This is a genomic window from [Clostridium] celerecrescens 18A (assembly GCF_002797975.1).
GTDB lineage: Bacteria > Bacillota > Clostridia > Lachnospirales > Lachnospiraceae > Lacrimispora > Lacrimispora celerecrescens.
Map to the genome: position 1 here is coordinate 293,544 of NZ_PGET01000001.1, position 20,884 is coordinate 314,427.

A 20,884-nucleotide genomic window follows, 5' to 3' on the forward strand; every position below is an offset into this window, starting at 1 on the left:
GAGATTTGCCATGGGAAAATATGAGGAACTGGCAAAGAAAATTGTCAAAGAAGTAGGAGGGAAAGATAATATTGCGTCTTTGACCCATTGTATTACCCGCCTTCGGTTTCGGTTAAAGGATGAGACCAAGGCCCAAGATGAAGTTTTAAAGAAAATGGATGGGGTCGTTACGGTAATGAAAAGCGGTGGACAATACCAGGTGGTTATCGGCAATCATGTGCCTTATGTGTACGAGGAGGTTTGTCAGGCGGCGGGAATCAGCAGCGAAGGAGAGGCAGCAGCGGATGCAGGTAATAAAAAGCTGTTTGATAAACTGATTGATACGATCAGCGGCTGTTTCCAGCCATTCTTAGGGATTCTTTCAGCAGGAGGTATCATAAAGGGTATATGCGCACTTTTGGTATTTCTCGGCGTTTTTACCACGACGTCAGGCACCTATGCGATGCTTAATGCCATTGGTGATTCCGTATTCCAGTTTATGCCCATCATTATTGGATTTACTGCAGCAGGAAAATTTAATGTTAACAGAATGACAGGCATGGCCCTTGGTGCGGCTCTGTGTTATCCGGGCATCCAGTTATCTGCCCTGTCGGGAGGAGACGTCCTTGGCGTGCTGTTTGAAGGAAGTGTTTTCCGCAGCGCTTATTACTTAAAGGCGTTTGGGGTGCCCTGGGTAGCGAATAACTATTTAAGCAGTGTAATACCGGTTATAATTGTGGTCTGGTTTGCAAGTTATGTGCAGAAGTTTGCAAAAAAAGTAATTCCGGAGATGCTCCAGAACTTTTTCGTTCCATTTGTTGTTATGCTTGTATCCATGGTTACTGGATTTTTGGTTATAGGGCCGGTAATATCTATCCTGACAAGTTTTTTAAACTCAGGATTTTCAGCCCTCTTTACAGCGTCTCCTATCCTGTTTGGTATTCTGACGGGATTTTTCTGGCAGGTATTGGTTATTTTTGGGCTTCATTGGGCTTTGATACCTTTGGCATTCATTCAGCTTGCTGAACTGGGATATATCAACGTATTAAGCGGAATGTATGGTGCAAGCTTTGCACAGACTGCCTGTGTGCTTGCCATGTACTTTAAGCTCAAGGATAAGAAAATAAAATCACTTTGTATTCCCGCCGTTGTTTCCGGTATCTGCGGTGTGACGGAGCCTGCGATTTATGGTATTACCCTTCCGAAAAAACTGCCCTTTATTTACTCCATGATCGGTGGTGCGGTAGGCGGAGCCATTATGACTACCATGAATGCAGCTTCATATACGATGGGCGGCCTTGGAATCTTTGGTGTGGTAAACTACATTAATACTGCAACAGGAGATGCCAGCGGAATGGTTACTTCCTTTATCTGTATCGCTGTTTCTTCCCTGGTTGGATTTTTACTTACTTTCTTCTTCTGGAGTGATAAGGAAACGCCGGAAGAGGATAATGGGGGATCTGACGCATCGGCAGGGACAAAAGAGAGTCCTGCAAAGCTTCTTCCCATAGAGGTTCTTTCTCCGGTAGAAGGTGATATTGTTCCACTGGAAAATCTGGAAGATGCTGCATTTTCCAGCGGTACCCTGGGAAAAGGGATTGCGGTAAAGCCATCAAAAGGTGTTGTTGTTTCTCCGGCTGACGGTGTGATCAGTGCCTTTTTCCATACAAAACATGCTTTAGGCATTAAGGCTGACAATGGTCTGGAGATTCTGATTCACGTTGGAATGGATACCACAAGATTAGAGGGTGAAGGTTTCATCGCTAAGGCAGAGCAGGGACAGAGAGTAAAAAAAGGCCAGGTCTTATTGGAGTTTGATATGAATTTTATAAATTCTAAAGGATATTCATTAGTTACACCGGTGTTGATTACAAATTTAAGGGAACAAGACGGTATGATCTTGTGGAAAGAAAAGAAGGTCACTACAGAGGATTGTCTGATTGGAATCGAGAGAGCAGCTGCCAATGGGGAGGATCTGACCTATTAAAACCGGTTGTAATGCTGCCATGCCCGTCAAGAGAAGGCGGGCCGGCAGCTATCCGAGGGAAATGGTCATGAGGAGTAAATAATAATGAGGATGAGGAAAAAAGAATGAAAAAATTTATCGGATATATGTCGGCATTTTTACTAGGAACCATGCTTTTAACAGGCTGCCAGACGGCATCTGTAAAACAGCTGGAGACGGCAGTAACAAAGGCTGAAGCAGAGAAAGCATCTGTAGAAGAGTCTGCGGCAGCGATTCAAGCAGTGACACTTTATATTACACGTCACGGTAAGACCATGTTAAATACTTCGGATCGTTCGCAGGGCTGGATTGATGCACCGCTTACACCCGCCGGTATTGAGGTGGCAAGCGCTTTGGGACGGGGGTTAAAATCAGAGGGAGTAGAATTTGATGCTGTTTATACAAGCGATAGCGGGCGAGCCATTGAAACGGCAGAAATTGTTCTGAACGAAAATGGCCAGAATCTTGAGATTCATAAAGACAAAAGGCTTAGGGAGTTTAACTTTGGTACTTATGAAGGTATGCCAAATGATGAAATGTGGGGAGCAATTGCAGCCGCACAGGGCATGACACTGGAGGATATGATGGCCTCCATGCAGACAGGAAGTTTCCTGGACACGGTTGCATCATTTGCAGATACGCTGGCACAGCTGGATAAGGAAAAGGCAGCGGAAGAGGAAGAGGGCAATTGGCCTGCGGAAGATATTGCCGCTATCCAAACCCGTTTACAGGAGGCATTTGGCGATATCGTAAAGGAATCCATGGACAAAGGCCATGCTGACGTTCTTGTGGTTTCTCACGGATTAAGCATCGGAACCTATCTTTCTACAATCGATGCAAATGCTAAAGTACCGGCAGCAGGGCTTAAAAATGCCAGTGTATCGAAAGTGGTTTTCAAAGATGGCATATATACAGTCGAAACGGTGAATGATATGTCTTATGCAGAAAAAGGAAAATGATCATAAAAGGAAAGTAGGGATGGAAATAACCCCAACTTGCTTTGTATCACGTTTTAGGCTATACTGGTGTTGTTTTATACTATATTAGGCAAAGGAAACGTGATTTACATGGACATAGAGATTAAGCATAAAACAGCAATTCCCCGCTATCAGCAAATTGCCGTTGAGGTGGCGGCCCGGATCGCCAATGGGGAATATGAGGTAGGTGAGAAGATTTACGCCCGTTCATCCCTGGCCAGCCAGTACAGCGTATCTCCAGAGACGGCACGGCGGGCGATCTGCATACTCAGTGATCTGGGGATCGTGACCTCGGAAAAGGGTAATGGGATCATCATTAAGTCCCAGAAAAAAGCAGCAGAGTACATCCAGCAAAACAGTAAGCGGCAGACCATCGATACAATCAAAGAGAATCTTTTAAAGAGTGTCAGCCGCCAAAAACAGGAAATGGAGAATTTAAATGACTGCCTGAAAGATCTGATTGAGGCTTCCGTCCATTTCCGGTCAATGAATCCGTTTATGCCGTTTGAGATACGGATCACCAGCAATTGTGTCCATTTAAATAAGACGGTAACGGAAATCCAATTTTGGCAGCGGACCGGGGCGACGGTGATCGCAGTCAGCAGGAATGACACTGTCATGAAATCGCCCGGACCATACGTTGCTCTTTCGGAAAATGATACCATATATTTCATAACACAGGATGACACCCCTGATCGTGTAAGAGAGTTTTTATATCCGTCCAAATAAGAGTTTCATCATAGCGCTTGAAGCCAATTCGCTTCAGGCGTTTTTTTTGAAATTTGACAAAGTGACAACTTTATAATATAATTAAGTTGTTACTTTGCTAAAAAGGAGGGAGATATATGATACAATTTGAACGTATTTCCAAGCGTTATAAGACAAAGCAGGTCCTGAATCAAATTACATTTACGATAAATAGCGGTAGTCTGGTTGCTATTATTGGTGAGAGTGGTTGCGGAAAGACCACGCTCTTAAAAATGATCAACCGGCTGATCAAGCCCACATCGGGTACGATCTCCATTGACGGAAAAAGTATCGGCAGCATGGATGAAGTAGCCCTGCGGCGGAAAATCGGATATGTGATCCAGCAGACGGGACTGTTTCCCCATATGACAGTTAAGGAAAATATTGAGCTGATACCAAAGCTTGAAAAGATACTGCCAAAGGATGTTGAAGACAATACAAAGAAGCTGATGCAGATGGTAGGACTTGACTGTGATGAGTTTTTGAATCGTTATCCGACAGAGCTTAGCGGTGGACAGCAGCAGCGTGTAGGCGTTGCCAGGGCCTTTGCCACGGATCCGGATATTATCCTGATGGATGAGCCTTTTTCGGCCCTGGATCCCATGACACGGTCAGATCTTCAGGATGAGCTGGTGCAGCTGCATGCAAAATTAAAGAAGACGATTGTTTTTGTAACCCATGACATGGATGAAGCCATTAAGATCGCGGATATGATCTGCATCATGAAGGATGGCGATATTCTGCAATATGACACGCCGGAGAATATCCTAAACAACCCTGTGGATGAGTTTGTTTCAAACTTCGTAGGAAAAAACAGGATCTGGTCTTCACCGGAATTCATCAAGGTATCTGACATTATGATCGAACAGCCGGTCACTGCCACCAAAGACTTATCTGTCTTAAAATGCATTGAAAAGATGCGCAGGAACAAGGTTGACAGCCTGCTTGTGGTGGATCGGGACAGCAAACGCCTGGTCGGGATTGTCAAGGCCAGCAAATTAAGAGGCATTGAGGACAGAACCCAGTTGGCAGAACAATTTATGTATGAGGACTTTCCAACACTTTTACCGGAACAATGCATACTGGATGCACTGAAAATAGTGACCGAAAACCAGGTGTCAACGGTTCCGGTGGTGGATGATCAAAGGCGTCTTAAGGGGCTCATTACACGGAGCAGTCTGGTGACGACCCTGAGTCAGCAATACTTTGACTATGAAGGAGGAGAGTCAGAATGAACTTTTGGAATTATATAATCAGTAATTATCCCCAGATTCTTTCATTATTGATCGAACATCTGAAGCTGACGGCCATATCAGTGGGTCTGGCTATCCTGATCGGGGTACCCCTTGGTATTTTTATATCCTTTGCTGCGAAAGCCAGTAAACCCATATTAGCGGTTGCAAATGTGATTCAGGCAATTCCCAGTATGGCTCTGCTTGGTTTTATGATCCCACTATTGGGAATCGGTGTCATTCCTGCAATTGTTGCAGTCGTTCTTTATTCTCTTCTTCCCATAATTAAGAATACCTATACTGGAATTGATAATATTAATCCCCAGACGCTGGAGGCGGCCAAAGGAATCGGTTTAACGCCCTTTCAGGTGCTGACAAAGGTGCAGATACCCCTCGCTCTTCCGGTTATTATGGCAGGAGTGCGGATCGCTTCTGTAACAGCAGTTGGGCTGATGACCATGGCTGCGTTTATTGGTGCAGGAGGCCTGGGATATCTGGTGTTTTCCGGCATACGGACGGTGAATAACAATCAAATCCTGGCGGGCGCCATTCCTGCCTGTTTATTGGCATTGATGGTAGACTTTCTGATTGGCCTTACGGAAAAGCTGGTAACACCGGTCAGTCTTCAGAAGGGAGATGCCTCAGTTAAGAAAAAAAGCAGGAATATCCAAAAGGCAATGCTGGGGACGGCTGCAATGCTGATTGCGGCTATATTTCTTTTCACATCTGTAGGCAGTGTATCAGGGGATGCCCGTACACTTTCCGTTGGCTCAAAGGATTTTACGGAGCAGGAGATTCTTGGGAATATGGTGGCAGAGTTAATAGAAGACAGAACTGATATCACAGTTAACAGAAAGCTGAGTCTGGGAGGGTCACAGGTGTGCTTTTCCGCAATGAAGACTGGAGATATTGATCTTTATATTGACTATAGCGGTACCTCATACAGTGATATCCTCAAGCATCCGCCGATCAGTGATATGGAGCAGGTGTATCAGACGGTAAAGGAAGAGTATAAGGAGCAGCTTAATCTGGAAGTGCTTAAGCAGATGAGCTTTAATAATACTTATACATTGGCTGTAACGAAAGAAATGGCTGAGAAATATCATTTGGATAAAATAAGTGATCTTGCCAAAATAAGCGATACCCTGACATCCGGTACTACGTTTGAATTCTCCAACCGGGAGGATGGATTGTCCGGACTCCAGAAAACATATGGTTTCCAAATAGGAAAACGCCTTACCTTAGATTCTGCTCCCCGTTATACAGCTTTGGGAAGCGGTGAGGTGGATGTCATTGATGCCTTCTCCACTGACGGATTATTAAAAAAATTCGACTTAAAAACGCTGGAAGATGATAAAAACTTTTTCCCGCCCTATTATGCCATTCCGGTTATTCGGGAGGAAGCACTGGAGAAATGTCCGGAAATTGCAGGAATCATGGAAGAATTAGCCCCATTTTTAACCAATGAGGTTATGATTGAACTGAACTACAAGGTGGATGAATTACAGCAGACACCTGCTGCAGTCGCCCAGGAATTTCTGAAAGAGAATGGATTGATATCATGATTTATGGGATTCTGCTTTTTGCTTTTCTATCCTTTATTTTCACTTCTCCCAAGTGTCGCTGGCTGATGAGCGCTGACCAGCCCCTGTCCCTAAGGGAAGAGAGAATCGGTTTCATGTTTGGACGGTATATGCGGGATGCGGCAGTTGTAATGCTGCTTTTATGGTTGCTTGGAACTTTGCGTATTCCCTGGGTATATGTGATTGCAGGGTGTGTGTTTATCCTGCGTACATTGAGTTTTCTCATTCATATGGCTCAGGTTTTCATAAATGAATAAATGCTGTCCGGAAAGAAAGTAGTTAAGATTACAGCGAACAAGAGCCGTTGCATCGGTAAGAAGATGCAGCGGCTCCTGTTCGTTTGTACCTTATACATTTCGATCCATTACGGCTAAGCTATACTGAATTAAAGGATCCTTGAACTGTTGGATGCTTTCAACCTATGTTTTAGCCTGTTACTCTGATAAGTATATGCAGTAGTCTAAAATAACATTTCCTTGTTCATCCATCTCGGAAAATCTCGGACAGTTATACCTTTCGAAAAAATAAATCCTTTTCTCATTATCATCCTTAAAATTTCCCATACCATGTTCCTGGAATTTAACAATACACTCATCGTGCATGCCATAGATGCTGCCGTCATCCTCTTTGCCTTTAATCCAGCATACACCGATGCTGCTCTCAGCCAAATCTATAAAATCGTAGCCATCGGGGACAGATGTATCTGATGGAAGGAACATGCCAATCCAGTATTCAAAAGTGTTTTCCAAATCGCTGCTGTTGCAGCGCATAAAACCCAGATAACTGTTTTCAATATTCGGGTCACCGCCAAGCTTTTCAAGCTCCCCAAACCAGCCGATTCGGAACCATTCCATCCATTTGTGACCAAATCCGCCAGATCTGTCAGCGTTGGTATAGCATTTCCCAATAAAACGCAATGAGGGTAAATGCTCTTTATAGACTTTAATAATCTCTGCCATTTTTAATCCCCCTATTTTACGACTTTTATAACCTTATTTTAACAGAAATCTGCCAGAATACAATATAACAGTATGGAAAAAAATGGAAAAAGATACTCTGATCAGACAGGAAGGCGAAACTACGGTATTTATTTGACATGAACTCAAATCATCAATATAATGAGAGCAAGAAAAAGGATGGTGATATTAAGTGCGAAGCTTTCTACTAAATACAAAGATGATTTCTCCGCCTCAGACAAGGAAAAGGTAGATGAAACAATGTTTGAGGCTTTCGTATATATCAGTTTCATCGACAACTGAAATGGAAGGCGTATAATGCATTATATTGTTTGCTTCATGAAAGAACAGGAGGTAATGAAATGTCAAATATTCATACTGTTATTAATAGGAATGATAATGAAATAAATGATTTGCTGAATATCTGGGAATCTGCTGTTGCAGCAACTCATTTGTTTTTATCAGAAGATGACATCCAGGCGATAAAACCAGATGTTATAGAGGGGTTAAAAGAAATAGAGCATTTGTATTGTTATTATGATGATAATGATACTGCTCATGGTTTCATAGGTGTGGCCAACAATAAAATTGAAATGCTGTTTATAAATGATAAAGCCAGAGGGAAAGGAATTGGAAAGAAGCTTATCCATTATGCTGTTGATCATTTAAATGCAAATTTTGTTGATGTAAATGAACAGAATGATCAGGGCATAGGATTTTATAAACACATGGGTTTTCATGTCATTAGCAGGTCAGAGCTTGATGAACAAGGCAGGCCATTTCCAATACTGCATCTCAAATTGAGTGACGGTTAAATAGTAACAGGTTGATTAGAAAAAGGCGAAGAACCATGCAGGGGATCGCCTTTTCGCCTAATATCTGCTTTATAATTCAACAGCATTATGTACCAAGTTTCCATAAAGATCTATTCTTTATCATTGCGAAGAAGTAAAAATGGTGATAATATATAGTTGATACACTCATATATTGACTGTGTCATATAAATAATGGAAAGGTAAAATTATGTCTGATAATTATATACGGGTATCAGGCGCAAGGGAGCGAAATCTAAAAAATATAGATGTCCTGATACCCAAAAAAGAAATTACGGTTTTTACCGGAGTATCCGGTTCTGGTAAATCATCACTCGTGTTTGATACAATAGCAGAAGAGTCGCAGAGGCAATTAAATGAAACCTATACCAGTTTTATTCGCCATCGTATGCCTCATTACGGAAAACCCGATGTGGACGCTATCGAAAATTTATCAGTAGCTTTTATAATCAACCAAAAACGGCTGGGCGGTAATGCACGGTCAACGGTGGGCACGGTTACAGATATTTATTCTTTATTACGTCTGTTGTTTTCGCGAATTGGAACCCCCTTTGCCGGCTATTCCGATGTTTTTTCATTCAATAATCCGGCTGGTATGTGCGGCAGCTGTCAGGGCTTAGGAAAGATGGAAGCGGTTGATATTGAACGGCTGTTAGATAAAAATAAATCCTTAAATGAGGGAGCAATCCGTTTTCCTACTTTTGAACCCGGCGGATGGCGGCTGACCCGTTATATTTATTCTGGCTTTTTTGATAATGATAAAAAAATTAAAGACTATTCCGCCGAAGAACTGGAGCTGCTTCTTTACGCTGACGGCATTAAGGTGAAAGATCCTCTTCCTGAATGGCCTAAAACTTCATTGTATGAGGGGGTGATTCCACGGATCGAGCGAAGCTTTCTCAAAAAAGAGGATGGGGAAAAAGTCAGATACAGCAAAGAAATTGAGGGCTTTGTCATGAAACAGGATTGTCCCCACTGCCATGGGACACGCTTGAATGACAGAGTATTATCCTGTAAAGTGAACGGTAAAAATATAGCGGAATGCGCAGATATGCAGATAAACGAACTGTTAGAATTTATCCAGTTCATCCATGCACCAGTGGCGGTAACAATCGTTTCAGAATTGGTGAATCGCCTTCAGCAAATGGTATCTATTGGATTAGATTATTTAAGTTTAAACAGACAAACATCCACTCTTTCGGGAGGGGAATCTCAAAGAATCAAAATGGTTTGCCAGCTGGGCAGCAGCCTGACAGACCTTACTTATATTTTTGACGAGCCCAGTATAGGGCTTCACCCTCACGATATAAGCAAAATCAATGACCTTATGAAACTTTTGCGTAACAAAGGTAATACCGTACTTATCGTGGAGCATGATCCTGATATCATAAAGATTGCAGACCAAGTGATTGACATGGGACCCGGCGCGGGAATTCATGGTGGCGAAATCGTATATCAAGGGAGCTTACAAGGGTTAAAAGCATCGGGTACATTGACAGGGAAGTATCTGTCTTATCAGCCAGAGTTAAAATCCAGCACACGTACCCCGAACGGCTGGCTTTCCATTCACAATGCAGCGCTGCACAATTTGAAGAACCTTTCAGTTGAAATACCCAAAGGAGTAATGACTGTTGTGACAGGGGTTGCCGGTTCAGGAAAAAGTACACTTATCAATCAGGTGCTGCCCCGGTTTTATCCTGATACTGTTTTTATCGACCAAAAGGGAATACAGGCATCAAAGCGTTCCAACATAGCAACCTTTACAGGTATCTTTGATATGATCAGAAAACTATTTGCAAAAAGCAATGGTGTCAGCGCCTCCCTGTTCAGTTTCAATTCCCAAGGAGCATGTCCTGTTTGTAAAGGCTTAGGTGTTACCTATACTGATTTAGCATTTATGGACACCATTGTCACAGTATGTGAAGAGTGTCACGGGAACCGTTATACCGACGAAGTGCTTGGGTATAAGTTAAGAGGTAAAAATATTGGTGAAATACTTAAGATGACCGTATCGGAGGCCTTGGAATTTTTTCAGGAAGAAGATATAAGAACAGTACTTAAAAGACTTTCAGATGTTGGAATTACCTATATTTCTTTGGGGCAGCCTTTGAACACACTTTCAGGAGGGGAATTGCAGCGGATCAAACTGGCTTCCGAGCTAGAAAACGGAGGGAAAGTTTATGTTCTGGACGAACCCTCAACAGGCTTGCATATGGCTGACATAAAACAGCTGATTGGTATAATGAGTCGCCTTGTAGAGCAAAATTCCACCCTTATTGTAATAGAGCATAATTTGGATATTATTTGCCAGGCAGACTGGATTATTGACTTAGGCCCATATGCCGGACAGCATGGCGGTAAAATCATGTTTACAGGGTTGCCGGAAGAATTAATGAATAGTAAAGATTCCCTGACAGGAAAATGCCTGAAAAAATATATGAATAAAATATAGGAGATCAGCTTTATGGCAGAAAAAGAATTAGAAGAAAGTTATGTCCCTTTTCAGTGTATGATTGTATCTGATTCAAACAAATTTAACGTTGAAGGCGTTTCAACAGCACAGTACTATATTCTTGATACGTTGAGTAATCAAGGCCCAAAGACAACAAAAGAGCTTGCCGAAATGAAAGGAATCTCGCAGTCCGGCATTTCAAAATTGACGAAACGGCTGTTGCAAAAAAAGTATATCGTACAGGAAAGGCAGCTTAATGACCGCCGTTCCTATAATATTATACTGACCAGTGAAGGAAAAGCCTTTTTAAACCGTGTCGATGATTTTGGAAATGAAATCATGAACTTAATTGAAGAAGCATTGACGGCAGAGGAAGTAAAGGCCTTTTCCATGATGTGCAAGAAAATCACCAGCTTGTACGCTGAAAAAACCTGATCGCTTATGAGGGAAGAGAAGGAGGGCTCTTATTTGAATTATATCTTTACTAACAGCATTAAAGAGGATGATGCATTACGGCACAGTTATAATAGTCTGGCTGAAAAAACTTTTGGATTGTCTTTTGAAGATTTTTATCAGAATGGATATTGGACAGATAAATATATTCCATATTCCTTGATCGATGATGGAAAGGTAATCGCTAATGCATCTGTGAATATTTTTAAATCCCGTTATAATGGGAAGGAAAAACGATGCATCCAGATCGGAACGGTTATGACGGACCTCGATTATAGAAATCAGGGGTTATCTAGATATTTAATTGAACGAATTTTAAGTGAATGGAAAGAAACATGCGATATCATGTATCTGTTTGCCAATGATCGTGTTCTTAATTTCTATCCTAAATTTGGTTTTGTAAAAGCCGTTGAATACCAATGCAGCCGTCCAATCACTCCAACAAAAGGACGCGTAAGGAAACTTGACATGAGCCATGCAGGTGATCGTGCTCTCTTGAAGCGGTATTACACGAAATCCAACCCATACTCCGCGCTTACTATGGAGGATAACTATGAATTGCTCATGTTTTATTGTACATCACCGATGAAAGACTGTGTGTATTTTCTGGAAGATTTTGATGCTGTAATAATTGCTTCAAATAAAAATGAGGTTTTAACCTGTTATGATATTTTTAGTAAAGGTGACTACTCTTTGACTGACATGGTATCCAGAGTGGCAGAGCCTCAAATTCACACTGTGGTTTTTGGCTTTACTCCTGCAGAACATGAAGCTTTTCATTCACAAATTCTTGAAGAAGAGGATACGACTCTTTTTATTCTTAAAGGAAAGGATCATTGGTTTGTGAATCATCAGGTGAGGTTTCCTGTTTTGTCACATGCATAATAAAATCAAGTCGGGAGCAGCCAAGGTTGAGCCGACACCTAGGAGGGCGAATGTTAGATTATAGGACTTTAAATAACACAGGTATAGAAATACTTCACGAAGCATTTCGGAATGCATTTTCTGATTATCAGGTTGAAATGAATTTATCCATTGAAACATTCAATCAAATGCTTCAAAGGAGAGGGTATGCTCCGGAGATATCCATAGGTGCGTTTAAAAATGATCGATTGGTTGGTTTCGTTCTAAATGGATTTAGAAATCTAAACGGAAAAACAACAGTGTATGATATTGGAACAGGCGTTATCATTGATTACAGAAGACAAGGTGTCACAAGTAATATGCTTTTGAATGTTAAAGAATTACTTAAACAAAAACAAATAGAACAGTATTTACTTGAGGTTATTCAGTCCAATACGTCTGCACTTCAACTGTACCAAAATGAGGGATTTAAGATTCAAAGGAATTTTTCCTGCTTTAAAATAGACAAAAAGAGTTATGTACCTCTGAATAACCATAAAGTTGAGCACACGGATCAGATGGCGTGGGAACAATTAAAAGAATTTTGGGATTTTGAACCTTCGTGGCAAAACTCAATTGATTCGGTTAATGCCGCATCAAAGGAATTTCTATATTCTGTTGTACGTTATGATAATACAATTGCTGGATATGGTATCATTAACAAAAAGACAGGAGATATCCCTCAAATTGCAGTAAACAAAGTTTATAGAGGGAAAGGAATTGGCAGAAGCATTGTTACTGATTTGATCGAAAATACGGAATCTCCCAAAATAAGTACCCTTAATGTAGATGACAAATCAAAATGTACGAAAGATTTTCTGATTGAATGTGGGTTTGAACCTATTGTGAGTCAGTATGAGATGCTTTTGATCATAGGATAAGAGTTGATGTGTCAAACGTGGAGGAGGCCATAAATGAGATATAAGCATATTGTTTTTGATATTGACGGAACATTGATAGACACTGAATATGCAGTTCTGCACTCTTTGCAAGACACCTTAATTACCGCAGCTGGAATTAACAAAGAAATCAACGAGCTGACATTTGCATTGGGTATTCCCGGAAAGAACGCATTGAAAATACTTAACATCCCAGAACGTTCATTTTCGCTCATTCTAGGAAATTGGGAAAAATGTATGTCCAATTATAGCAATACCATATGTGTTTTTCAGGGCATAAGTGAGTTACTGGACACCCTTGTACAATACGGCTATGAATTGGGAATTGTTACCTCAAAAACTAGAGAAGAATTTAAGCAGGATTTTGAACCATTTGATATTAGCAAATATTTCACAACGATTATTTGTGCTGATGATACGACGGAGCACAAGCCAGATCCAGACCCTCTTTTTAAATATATGGAAGTCTCAAATGCGAACAATAACGAATTGATTTATATTGGGGACAGTATATATGACTGGGAATGTGCCAAAAGTGCCAGGGTTGATTTTGCTTTGGCGGGCTGGGGCAGTCTTTCCAGAGAAATACAGGCAGATTATTACTTAGAAAAACCTGACGATCTTCTATCAATCATGAGGGATTAAATATATGACGTAACAGAAGCATTCCATTGTCTGCCGAAGCTCAAATAACTTCGAGTGAACTTGACAGATCCGGTATTTATAAGGTAAAATGAGAAAAGCAATATAAGGAGATAAACTACAATGCGGCAAGGTATTCTTAAATAACAATCAATTGAATGATGGTAGGTATGAATTATTTGGCCTTATTACAGTTGTAATGGGCTTGGCTTTTTGTACCTTAATTTAAGAATACTTTCATATTTTTTGATGCCGTTTTGCTGTAGAATCTTATTTCTTACAGTTTTTAATGTCGTGCTCATAATTGTTATGATAGCAGTCCCCTGTGATGAAAGTATTTCAATCACAGGGGACTTTTGTATAATAACGATTGTATGAGGTGTGACTTATGAAAATAATGAATATAGGCATTCTGGCTCACGTAGATGCAGGAAAAACAACATTAACAGAGAGCATGCTCTATACCAGCGGTACAATTGCTGAATCTGGGCGTGTTGATCGCGGTTCGACTATTACAGATTCTATGACACTTGAAAAACAGAGAGGAATTACGATACAAGCGTCTATAGCATCTTATCAATGGAATCATGTGAAAATCAATTTAATTGATACCCCGGGGCACATAGATTTTTATTCTGAAGTAGAGCGTTCCTTAAATATATTGGATGGTATCGTTTTACTAATCTCAGCGAAGGACGGTATTCAGGCACAAACACGTATTCTTTTTGATGCAATAAGAAAAAGGAAGCTTCCAGCTTTAATTTTTATTAATAAAATTGATCAGCCAGATATTGATCTTGATTTGATATATAAAGATATCAAAGAGAAATTAACTTCTCATATTCTTGTAATGCAGAGATTCACAAATGATAATACTCTTTTACCCATGGAAATTGATAAATTATCAGAAGAGTTTAGAGACACGATTATTGAGATGGATGATGCTTTACTGAAGAAATATATGATTAATCAGCCTATTACAACTGAGGAGCTGTTAAATAGCAGAAGAAAAAATATAAGCTGCGGAAATCTTTTACCTATTTATCATGGCAGTGCTCTGAAACATATCGGAACAAAAGAACTACTGGATGCTATTCTTATAGAATTCAATCCGCTTATATTACCGACAGACTCCAAGCTTGCCGCTTTGGTATATAAAATTGAAAGAGATGATAATCGGAATAAGCGCACCTTTATGCGAATTTTTGGAGGCTCCATTAAAACCCGTGATGTGCTGACCCTCGAAGGTCATTCTGACAGTATAAAAATTAAAAAGCTGGAAATCTCAAACAATGGAAAAATTGTAGAAGCCGAAAAAATTGAATGCGGTGATATTGCAATTTTCCCAAATGAAGCCCGGCTAAAAATCGGAGATACCATAGGAACAATACCACAAAACAATTTGGTCTTGCATGATGATAGCCTGATCATGCAGGCGAATATTTCCCCCATGGTTTCTTCCGATAGAGCAATTCTACTGGAAGCATTATCGGAATTGTCCGAAACAGATCCTCTTTTACAATATAAACTGGATTCCAGAAGCAGTGATATCACAATGGAGTTTCTTGGAAAGGTTCAGATGGAGATCATTGTTGCTCTATTGCAGAGCAGATACCATCTTCAGGCTAAAATAGAAAATGTAACGACTATTTATAAAGAACGTCCTTTGAAAAAAGCAACTTTTACCGCTCATATTGGAGTTTCACCGAATCCTTTTTGGGCTTCCATCGGCTTACTAATAGAGCCTCTTCCTATTGGAGCAGGAGTGCAATATGAAAGTAAAGTGTCGTATGGGTATTTAAATAAGTCATTCCAGAATGCCGTTGAAGAAGGCATTCGATCCGGCTGTGAGCAAGGGCTGTATGGATGGGAATTAACGGATCTTAAAATTTGTTTTGAATATGGTATATATTATAGCCCAGTTAGTACACCAGCTGATTTCCGGCATCTGGCTCCTATCGTGCTTGAACAAGCTTTGAAACAGTCAGGCACAGAATTATTGGAACCATGTTTGTCATTCGAACTTTATGTCCCCCAAGATTGCAATGCTCGTGTTTACAATGACTTAAAAAAATATCAAGCAATGATTGAGTCAATAAAAACACAGCATAATGAAATTATAGTGGCTGGAAAAATCCCGGCCCGCACATCACAAATTTACAAAGAGCAGCTTTCAGAGTTAACAAGGGGCTGTGGAGTTTTTTTAACAGAACCCGCAGGGTACCAGAAAAATACCGGAGAAATTTTTATTCAGGCAAGAAAGCCGGATGATCGGTTGGATAAAACCCGACACTTATTTGATAAGGCTAATGAAGAAGTACGAGGAGGTAGTGTTTGATTGAAGCGTTAAGTAAAACAGATCGTTAGCCAAGAGCCGGCCCCCTCTTCCTTTAAAAGATGGGACCGGCTTGCACCACTCTGTTCTGCCTGATGTTCTTATATTTCAGTATTTAGGCGGCATGGCCTACTAATTCTTCAGGAGAAGCTGCTGTATTGTGGCATACGATCTCTACCTGTTTTCCAATGCCGATGAGCATAACTCCCATCAGCGATTTTCCGTCAATGACCAGCTGGTTGTAAATGACATCAATATCAAAACTGCACCTTTCCGCTCTTACTACAAATGCAACCAGATCTTCCACCGTAGAAAATGTATGTTTCAGATTCCTCATCTCTGGCACCTCCTTTTCTTGATACTTTTTGTGTATCTTTTTAACAAAAGCAAATGGGTTTTTTGCAAAAAAAATATGCACTATTTCATATGTGTTCCTATTATTTCCATAGCACTGGTGATTATACGGGAAAAAATGAAAATTTTACTAAAAGTACTACCCAAAATCTTATTTCTCGTGTATAATTGTATCGTTCGTCTTTTTCATAAGGCAAATAATATTCGATGCGGACTATACGGACCTGATTTGAAATCGCATAATCTCCGCATAAAAACAACATATTTACTATATGGAAGCGTATCGAAGTGGTCATAACGAGCCGCACTCGAAATGCGGTTGTCCGCAAGGGCACGTGGGTTCGAATCCCACCGCTTCCGCTAATAAAAAACCAGCGTAAATTAAGGGTTTACGCTGGTTTTCTTAAGCTTTTTTCTTCCCTTGTTATACTGCGTGGTAACCGCTTTATGGTTGACCGAGATACCAAATGACAAACCGATACCCTTAAAGGTATGCCCCAATATCTCGCCTACTGTATAAAAGCAGCCTGTCAGTTGGTGCATTGGTTTCCCTGGTTATTGCTCTAACAGTGGTCTGCGGTCCGTCAGGCAAGAACCGGTTTGATAATATTTAATATAATTAGATATTAAATTTGCAGTTTTAGCCTGTTTCTGATTGACTTTATCCTAAGGAAAGACGTAAACTTAGTAAAAGGGAAAATCAGGAGTTTGAGATATGACGAATCAGACAAAAGAAAGCTATGACGAACTGGAACGCCGCCGCCATGCCAGAATAAGGCGGCAGAAGCAAAAGAAGCAGAAAAAAAGAAGGCGGATCATCTACATAGTGGTCAGAGTATTCATTCTGACCATAGCCCTGGCTGGGATCGCATGGGGGATCAGTCTGCTGTTTTTTCAAAATTATGTGGATCTAAAGAGGGTTACCATGCCTGACTGGGTGGAGGAGGACTATATTGAGCCAAATCCTTATTCAAGACCTGGGAGAGAAATGAAAAGAGCGGATGGAATTGTGGTTCATTATGTGGCCAATCCAGGTACTACGGCCAAACAGAACTTGAATTATTTTGACAGTCTGAAGAACCAGACAGGAGACAAGAAGATTTCGGCCAGCAGCCATTTTATGATAGGACTCGAAGGCGAAATACTTCAGGGAATTCCTATTTATGAAGTAGCTTATGCCACATCCAAGGAAAAAAATATGGATACGGTATCCATTGAATGCTGCCATCCTGATGAGACAGGGAAATTTAATGATGAAACCTATGATTCCCTGGTAAAACTAACGGCCTGGCTTTGCAGGAATCTGGGATTAACGGAAAAAGACGTGATAAGGCATTACGATGCCACAGGTAAAGACTGTCCAAGGTACTTTGTAGCTCATGAGGATGCGTGGAAGAAGTTCCTTTCAGATGTGAAAGCGGCCAGAAAGCTGCCGGATGAAGGAAAGAATCTCCAATAGGCCCTGCCAGGCTTATGGGAGATTCTCCCAATGTACGTTATTCTTCTCCAAATAATTCATGGTCTATGATTCTTACGGCATCTGCGATGCAGTCATTGCAGGAACGGAGGACCTTTCCGGTTTCCACACCTTTTAAATCCTTGCAGATCACGCTTTTGTTTTGTTCCTTAAATTCTGACAAGCATTTTTTTGACGCTTCGTGAGAAGTCCTCTTGGAATCCGGCCGGTCTAAGTGGGCGGAACTGTTCTTTAGTCCGGAAAGTACGGCAGCAGCGCTGATGGCTCCGCAGGTACCTTCCATACCGCCCATACCAAGGCCCATGCCTTCCGTAACGCGAAACATAGTTTCCTCGTCAATGCCTGTTTTATCACAGAAGGCACAGGAGACGGACTGTGCGCAATTATACCCCTTAGAATGCTTGTTCAAAGCTTCTTCCACTCTTTTTGATGTTGTGTCTGACATGTAATGTTTCCTCCTACGTTATGATATCCACTCTATTGCCCGGTTAAGCTTCGGTCTGGGCTGAAAACAAGTGAAATTTATAAAATATAACATGAAACAGAAAGCCGCCCAGGCAGGTGGCAAGCAGATAAACAGCATTCCCTATGGATATGCCGTATTTTAAAGCAATTTCATGAAAAACGATTTGAGCCGACGGGTAATAGGGAGAAATGTAGAACATATCTGCCTGACCCAAAGGTTTTGCCGTCCGATTGATAATAGAAGCTATGATGCAGCAGATAAAAAACAGAGGAAGCGTCCGCACGAATCCCAAAAGCGAAGTATCGGAAAGACGGGAAAATGCGATGACCAGCCCTATATAAATCAAAAGCAGGTGCCAGATCAAACCGTGAAGGGTTAAAAACCAGTAGGGATGAAAAAGTCCGGAAGGTTCTGCCAGTGCCATGATGCCTCCTAAAAGGTTGAAATCCTGCATAAAGGTGCATAGCACCCTTTGCACGTTTTTAAAAGGGACCAGCGGAAGAATGAGGCAGAGGTACATGGGAAGGCTGCAAAGCTGAAATGGAAAATACCACCAGTTGTAGGTCTGTTCATTTACCACATAATATAAAAAAAGCTGTTTCCAGCACTCGGTGGCAGCCAGAAGAAGGCCGCAGAAAAAAAGCAGCCGCGGAAGTCTGGAACTGTTTATTTTTCTGGTGGTGTAATAAGCCAGAAAAACTACAGAGGAAAGCCCTACGGCAATAAATATGATGTGGAACAGAGAATAAGGAGCTGGCGGATTCATAGGCCATGCTGTTTTTTCAAGGAGTTCCTTCATAGCAATTACCGACCTTCCTTTCTTACTACTGATTAAGCTGCATTATCGTATAAAGCATTTGCGATAATCGGATTTACGGGCTAAAAAGCAGCCCTTTCATGGAAGCTTGCTTTGCAAGTTCCGATAAACCATATTATATAGGATTGCCTTAAATCATGCAAGATAAATGGAAATTCTTCGGAAAAATAAGAATCTTCTTCTTATTAAGTACTTGATTAATTCCGAAAATGCTATATAATGTATAACTAGCACTTTATTTAATAATTATGCATATTTGTGTATATAAGAGGAGGAATCATTATGAAAAAGAATGTAATTGCTATGGTGGGTGTTGCATGTGTGGCAGCTTTATTAACTGCTTGTGCAGGTTCCGGAACTAAGACAGAGACAGAGACAACTGCTGCAGGGCAGAAAGAAGCTGCAGGAAAGCTGGTTATGGTAACCAATGCAGAATTTCCACCCTATGAATATTATGATAAAAATGAAATCGTTGGAATTGACGCAGACATTGCAAGGGCAATCGCTGATAAGCTGGGTATGGAGCTGGATATTCAGGATATGGCCTTTGATTCCCTGATTCCGGCTGTCCAGTCCGGAAAGGCAGACTTTACTGCTGCAGGTATGACCGTTAATGAAGACCGTAAGAAAAATGTTGATTTTACCGATACTTATGCAGAAGCAGCCCAGGTAATCATTGTTAAAGAAGGCAGCGAGATCAAAACACCGGATGATTTAACAGGTAAGAAGATTGGCGTACAGACCGGAACCACCGGTGATATTTATGCAGATGATATTGAGAATGCGGAAGTTAAGCGTTATAATAAGGGAATGGAAGCAGTTATGGCACTTACTCAGGACAAAATTGATGCTGTCATCATTGACCGTGAGCCTGCTAAGGTATTTGTAAAGGAAAATGCCGGACTGGTGATCCTTGACGAAGCATTTACCGAGGAAGAGTATGCAATCGCTGTTAAAAAAGACAACAAAGAACTGTTAGATAAGATAAACGGTGCCATTAAGGAATTAAAGGAATCCGGTGAATTAAAGAAGATCGTGGATAAATACATTACCGCGGAATAATAAAAAAGGAAGAGTGCTATGTGGGAAAAGCTAAGAGATGATTTTTATCAGAATTTTATCGTAGATGACCGTTGGAAATACATTACCGGCGGCCTGCAAAACACGTTAAAGATCACGTTTTTTGCAGTTTTAATCGGTATTGTGCTGGGATTTCTGGTTGCGATTATTCGTTCAACTTATGAAAATACCCATAAGCTGAAACTATTAAATGCAGTTTGCAGCGTTTATCTGACGGTGATCCGCGGGACGCCGGTGGTTGTACAGCTGATGATCATGTATTTTGTCATCTTTGCATCCAATGATCCGGGCCAGGTGCCAACAGCGATTCTGGCATTTGGAATCAACTCTGGCGCCTATGTGGCTGAAATCTTCCGGAGCGGTATCAGTTCCATTGAAAAAGGACAGTTTGAGGCCGGCCGAAGCCTGGGCTTTAATTACGCCCAGACCATGTGGTTCATCGTTATGCCCCAGGCCTTTAAAAATGTGGTTCCTACCCTTGCTAACGAATTTATCGTCCTTTTAAAGGAGACTTCTGTGGCAGGTTACATAGGGCTGCAGGATTTGACCAAGGGCGGCGATATCATCAAGAGCCGTACTTATTCTGCGTTTATGCCTCTGATTGCAGTGGCCATTATTTATCTGATTATGGTAATGGTATTTTCATATCTCGTAAAATTACTGGAGAGGAGGCTGCACAGAAGTGAGCATTAAT

General features: G+C 41.1%; 21 protein-coding genes and 1 tRNA gene. 17 read left to right on the forward strand and 5 right to left on the reverse strand.

Annotated elements, in window-relative coordinates; genetic code table 11:
* Nucleotides 1-10: 10 nt before the first annotated feature.
* The 6 genes from H171_RS01485 to H171_RS01510 all read left to right on the forward strand — a co-directional run bounded on the left by H171_RS01485 (nt 11) and on the right by H171_RS01510 (nt 6,780).
* The gene (locus H171_RS01485) at nt 11-1,966 is read left to right on the forward strand and encodes a beta-glucoside-specific PTS transporter subunit IIABC (RefSeq protein ID WP_100303560.1); all 1,956 of its coding nucleotides are present in this window, start codon (nt 11-13) and stop codon (nt 1,964-1,966) included.
* 104 nt (nt 1,967-2,070) lie between these two features.
* On the forward strand, nt 2,071-2,943 hold the full coding sequence (locus H171_RS01490) for a histidine phosphatase family protein (protein WP_207655167.1): 873 nt from the start codon (nt 2,071-2,073) through the stop codon (nt 2,941-2,943).
* 108 nt (nt 2,944-3,051) lie between these two features.
* Nucleotides 3,052-3,690 carry a GntR family transcriptional regulator gene (locus tag H171_RS01495; protein ID WP_100303561.1) on the forward strand — a complete coding sequence of 213 codons (639 nt, stop codon included), beginning with the start codon at nt 3,052-3,054 and terminating at the stop codon, nt 3,688-3,690.
* Nucleotides 3,691-3,806: 116 nt separating this feature from the next.
* A complete protein-coding gene (locus H171_RS01500; RefSeq protein ID WP_100303562.1) occupies nt 3,807-4,943 on the forward strand; it encodes an ABC transporter ATP-binding protein in 1,137 nt (378 codons plus the stop codon).
* The gene (locus tag H171_RS01505) at nt 4,940-6,505 is read left to right on the forward strand and encodes an ABC transporter permease/substrate-binding protein (protein ID WP_100303563.1); all 1,566 of its coding nucleotides are present in this window, start codon (nt 4,940-4,942) and stop codon (nt 6,503-6,505) included. The genes H171_RS01500 and H171_RS01505 overlap by 4 nt, the downstream gene beginning before the upstream one ends.
* Nucleotides 6,502-6,780: a hypothetical protein gene (locus tag H171_RS01510; protein WP_100303564.1), complete on the forward strand. Its 279-nt coding sequence runs from the start codon at nt 6,502-6,504 to the stop codon at nt 6,778-6,780. The genes H171_RS01505 and H171_RS01510 overlap by 4 nt, the downstream gene beginning before the upstream one ends.
* 177 nt (nt 6,781-6,957) lie before the next feature.
* On the opposite strand, the gene H171_RS01515 is transcribed toward H171_RS01510, so the two are convergent.
* Nucleotides 6,958-7,482 carry a hypothetical protein gene (locus tag H171_RS01515; RefSeq protein WP_100303565.1) on the reverse strand — a complete coding sequence of 175 codons (525 nt, stop codon included), beginning with the start codon at nt 7,480-7,482 and terminating at the stop codon, nt 6,958-6,960.
* 359 nt (nt 7,483-7,841) lie between these two features.
* On the opposite strand from H171_RS01515, the gene H171_RS01520 reads away from it, so the two are divergent.
* The 7 genes from H171_RS01520 to tet all read left to right on the forward strand — a co-directional run bounded on the left by H171_RS01520 (nt 7,842) and on the right by tet (nt 15,999).
* Nucleotides 7,842-8,294 carry a GNAT family N-acetyltransferase gene (locus tag H171_RS01520; RefSeq protein WP_100303566.1) on the forward strand — a complete coding sequence of 151 codons (453 nt, stop codon included), beginning with the start codon at nt 7,842-7,844 and terminating at the stop codon, nt 8,292-8,294.
* Nucleotides 8,295-8,502: 208 nt separating this feature from the next.
* The gene (locus H171_RS01525; protein WP_100303567.1) at nt 8,503-10,764 is read left to right on the forward strand and encodes an ATP-binding cassette domain-containing protein; all 2,262 of its coding nucleotides are present in this window, start codon (nt 8,503-8,505) and stop codon (nt 10,762-10,764) included.
* A 12-nt stretch (nt 10,765-10,776) separates the two neighbouring features.
* Nucleotides 10,777-11,199, forward strand: a complete 423-nt coding sequence (locus H171_RS01530; protein WP_100303568.1) for a MarR family winged helix-turn-helix transcriptional regulator — start codon at nt 10,777-10,779, stop codon at nt 11,197-11,199.
* Nucleotides 11,200-11,232: 33 nt separating this feature from the next.
* Complete coding sequence (locus tag H171_RS01535) at nt 11,233-12,102, forward strand: GNAT family N-acetyltransferase (protein ID WP_207655168.1); 870 nt, start codon at nt 11,233-11,235, stop codon at nt 12,100-12,102.
* Between the two features lie 50 nt (nt 12,103-12,152).
* On the forward strand, nt 12,153-13,001 hold the full coding sequence (locus H171_RS01540; protein WP_100303570.1) for a GNAT family N-acetyltransferase: 849 nt from the start codon (nt 12,153-12,155) through the stop codon (nt 12,999-13,001).
* Nucleotides 13,002-13,034: 33 nt separating this feature from the next.
* Nucleotides 13,035-13,664 carry an HAD family hydrolase gene (locus H171_RS01545; protein WP_100303571.1) on the forward strand — a complete coding sequence of 210 codons (630 nt, stop codon included), beginning with the start codon at nt 13,035-13,037 and terminating at the stop codon, nt 13,662-13,664.
* Between the two features lie 385 nt (nt 13,665-14,049).
* On the forward strand, nt 14,050-15,999 hold the full coding sequence (gene tet, locus H171_RS01550) for a tetracycline resistance ribosomal protection protein (protein WP_100303572.1): 1,950 nt from the start codon (nt 14,050-14,052) through the stop codon (nt 15,997-15,999).
* Nucleotides 16,000-16,111: 112 nt separating this feature from the next.
* Here tet and H171_RS01555 read toward each other — a convergent pair whose 3' ends face one another.
* Complete coding sequence (locus tag H171_RS01555; protein WP_100303573.1) at nt 16,112-16,333, reverse strand: HPr family phosphocarrier protein; 222 nt, start codon at nt 16,331-16,333, stop codon at nt 16,112-16,114.
* A gap of 291 nt (nt 16,334-16,624) precedes the next feature.
* Here H171_RS01555 and H171_RS01560 point away from each other — a divergent pair.
* A tRNA-Ser gene (locus H171_RS01560) sits at nt 16,625-16,710 on the forward strand.
* Between the two features lie 21 nt (nt 16,711-16,731).
* Here the strand turns inward: H171_RS01560 and H171_RS24000 are convergent.
* A complete protein-coding gene (locus H171_RS24000; protein ID WP_157803091.1) occupies nt 16,732-16,893 on the reverse strand; it encodes a hypothetical protein in 162 nt (53 codons plus the stop codon).
* Nucleotides 16,894-17,065: 172 nt separating this feature from the next.
* Between H171_RS24000 and H171_RS01565 the strand changes: the two genes are divergently transcribed.
* Entirely contained in the window at nt 17,066-17,809 is a 744-nt protein-coding gene (locus tag H171_RS01565) for a peptidoglycan recognition protein family protein (RefSeq protein WP_100303574.1), read from the forward strand.
* A 37-nt stretch (nt 17,810-17,846) separates the two neighbouring features.
* On the opposite strand, the gene H171_RS01570 is transcribed toward H171_RS01565, so the two are convergent.
* Together H171_RS01570 and H171_RS01575 are read right to left on the reverse strand one after the other, a co-directional pair.
* Complete coding sequence (locus H171_RS01570; protein WP_100303575.1) at nt 17,847-18,272, reverse strand: C-GCAxxG-C-C family protein; 426 nt, start codon at nt 18,270-18,272, stop codon at nt 17,847-17,849.
* Nucleotides 18,273-18,315: 43 nt separating this feature from the next.
* Nucleotides 18,316-19,092 carry a TMEM164 family acyltransferase gene (locus H171_RS01575; RefSeq protein ID WP_100303576.1) on the reverse strand — a complete coding sequence of 259 codons (777 nt, stop codon included), beginning with the start codon at nt 19,090-19,092 and terminating at the stop codon, nt 18,316-18,318.
* A gap of 300 nt (nt 19,093-19,392) precedes the next feature.
* Here H171_RS01575 and H171_RS01580 point away from each other — a divergent pair, with 300 nt between their 5' ends.
* Together H171_RS01580 and H171_RS01585 are read left to right on the forward strand one after the other, a co-directional pair.
* Nucleotides 19,393-20,172 carry a basic amino acid ABC transporter substrate-binding protein gene (locus tag H171_RS01580; RefSeq protein ID WP_207655169.1) on the forward strand — a complete coding sequence of 260 codons (780 nt, stop codon included), beginning with the start codon at nt 19,393-19,395 and terminating at the stop codon, nt 20,170-20,172.
* Nucleotides 20,173-20,190: 18 nt separating this feature from the next.
* Nucleotides 20,191-20,883 (forward strand): amino acid ABC transporter permease, encoded by a 693-nt coding sequence (locus tag H171_RS01585; protein WP_100303577.1) that lies wholly within the window; start codon nt 20,191-20,193, stop codon nt 20,881-20,883.
* Nucleotide 20,884: the final 1 nt, after the last annotated feature.

Coding starts and splice junctions, on each gene's coding strand:
- H171_RS01485 (WP_100303560.1), top strand. CDS start 11: ATGGGAAAATATGAGGAACTGGCAAAGAAAATTGTCAAAGAAGTAGGA.
- H171_RS01490 (WP_207655167.1), top strand. CDS start 2,071: ATGAAAAAATTTATCGGATATATGTCGGCATTTTTACTAGGAACCATG.
- H171_RS01495 (WP_100303561.1), top strand. CDS start 3,052: ATGGACATAGAGATTAAGCATAAAACAGCAATTCCCCGCTATCAGCAA.
- H171_RS01500 (WP_100303562.1), top strand. CDS start 3,807: ATGATACAATTTGAACGTATTTCCAAGCGTTATAAGACAAAGCAGGTC.
- H171_RS01505 (WP_100303563.1), top strand. CDS start 4,940: ATGAACTTTTGGAATTATATAATCAGTAATTATCCCCAGATTCTTTCA.
- H171_RS01510 (WP_100303564.1), top strand. CDS start 6,502: ATGATTTATGGGATTCTGCTTTTTGCTTTTCTATCCTTTATTTTCACT.
- H171_RS01515 (WP_100303565.1), bottom strand. CDS start 7,482: ATGGCAGAGATTATTAAAGTCTATAAAGAGCATTTACCCTCATTGCGT.
- H171_RS01520 (WP_100303566.1), top strand. CDS start 7,842: ATGTCAAATATTCATACTGTTATTAATAGGAATGATAATGAAATAAAT.
- H171_RS01525 (WP_100303567.1), top strand. CDS start 8,503: ATGTCTGATAATTATATACGGGTATCAGGCGCAAGGGAGCGAAATCTA.
- H171_RS01530 (WP_100303568.1), top strand. CDS start 10,777: ATGGCAGAAAAAGAATTAGAAGAAAGTTATGTCCCTTTTCAGTGTATG.
- H171_RS01540 (WP_100303570.1), top strand. CDS start 12,153: ATGTTAGATTATAGGACTTTAAATAACACAGGTATAGAAATACTTCAC.
- H171_RS01545 (WP_100303571.1), top strand. CDS start 13,035: ATGAGATATAAGCATATTGTTTTTGATATTGACGGAACATTGATAGAC.
- tet (WP_100303572.1), top strand. CDS start 14,050: ATGAAAATAATGAATATAGGCATTCTGGCTCACGTAGATGCAGGAAAA.
- H171_RS01555 (WP_100303573.1), bottom strand. CDS start 16,333: ATGAGGAATCTGAAACATACATTTTCTACGGTGGAAGATCTGGTTGCA.
- H171_RS24000 (WP_157803091.1), bottom strand. CDS start 16,893: ATGCACCAACTGACAGGCTGCTTTTATACAGTAGGCGAGATATTGGGG.
- H171_RS01565 (WP_100303574.1), top strand. CDS start 17,066: ATGACGAATCAGACAAAAGAAAGCTATGACGAACTGGAACGCCGCCGC.
- H171_RS01570 (WP_100303575.1), bottom strand. CDS start 18,272: ATGTCAGACACAACATCAAAAAGAGTGGAAGAAGCTTTGAACAAGCAT.
- H171_RS01575 (WP_100303576.1), bottom strand. CDS start 19,092: ATGAAGGAACTCCTTGAAAAAACAGCATGGCCTATGAATCCGCCAGCT.
- H171_RS01580 (WP_207655169.1), top strand. CDS start 19,393: ATGAAAAAGAATGTAATTGCTATGGTGGGTGTTGCATGTGTGGCAGCT.
- H171_RS01585 (WP_100303577.1), top strand. CDS start 20,191: ATGTGGGAAAAGCTAAGAGATGATTTTTATCAGAATTTTATCGTAGAT.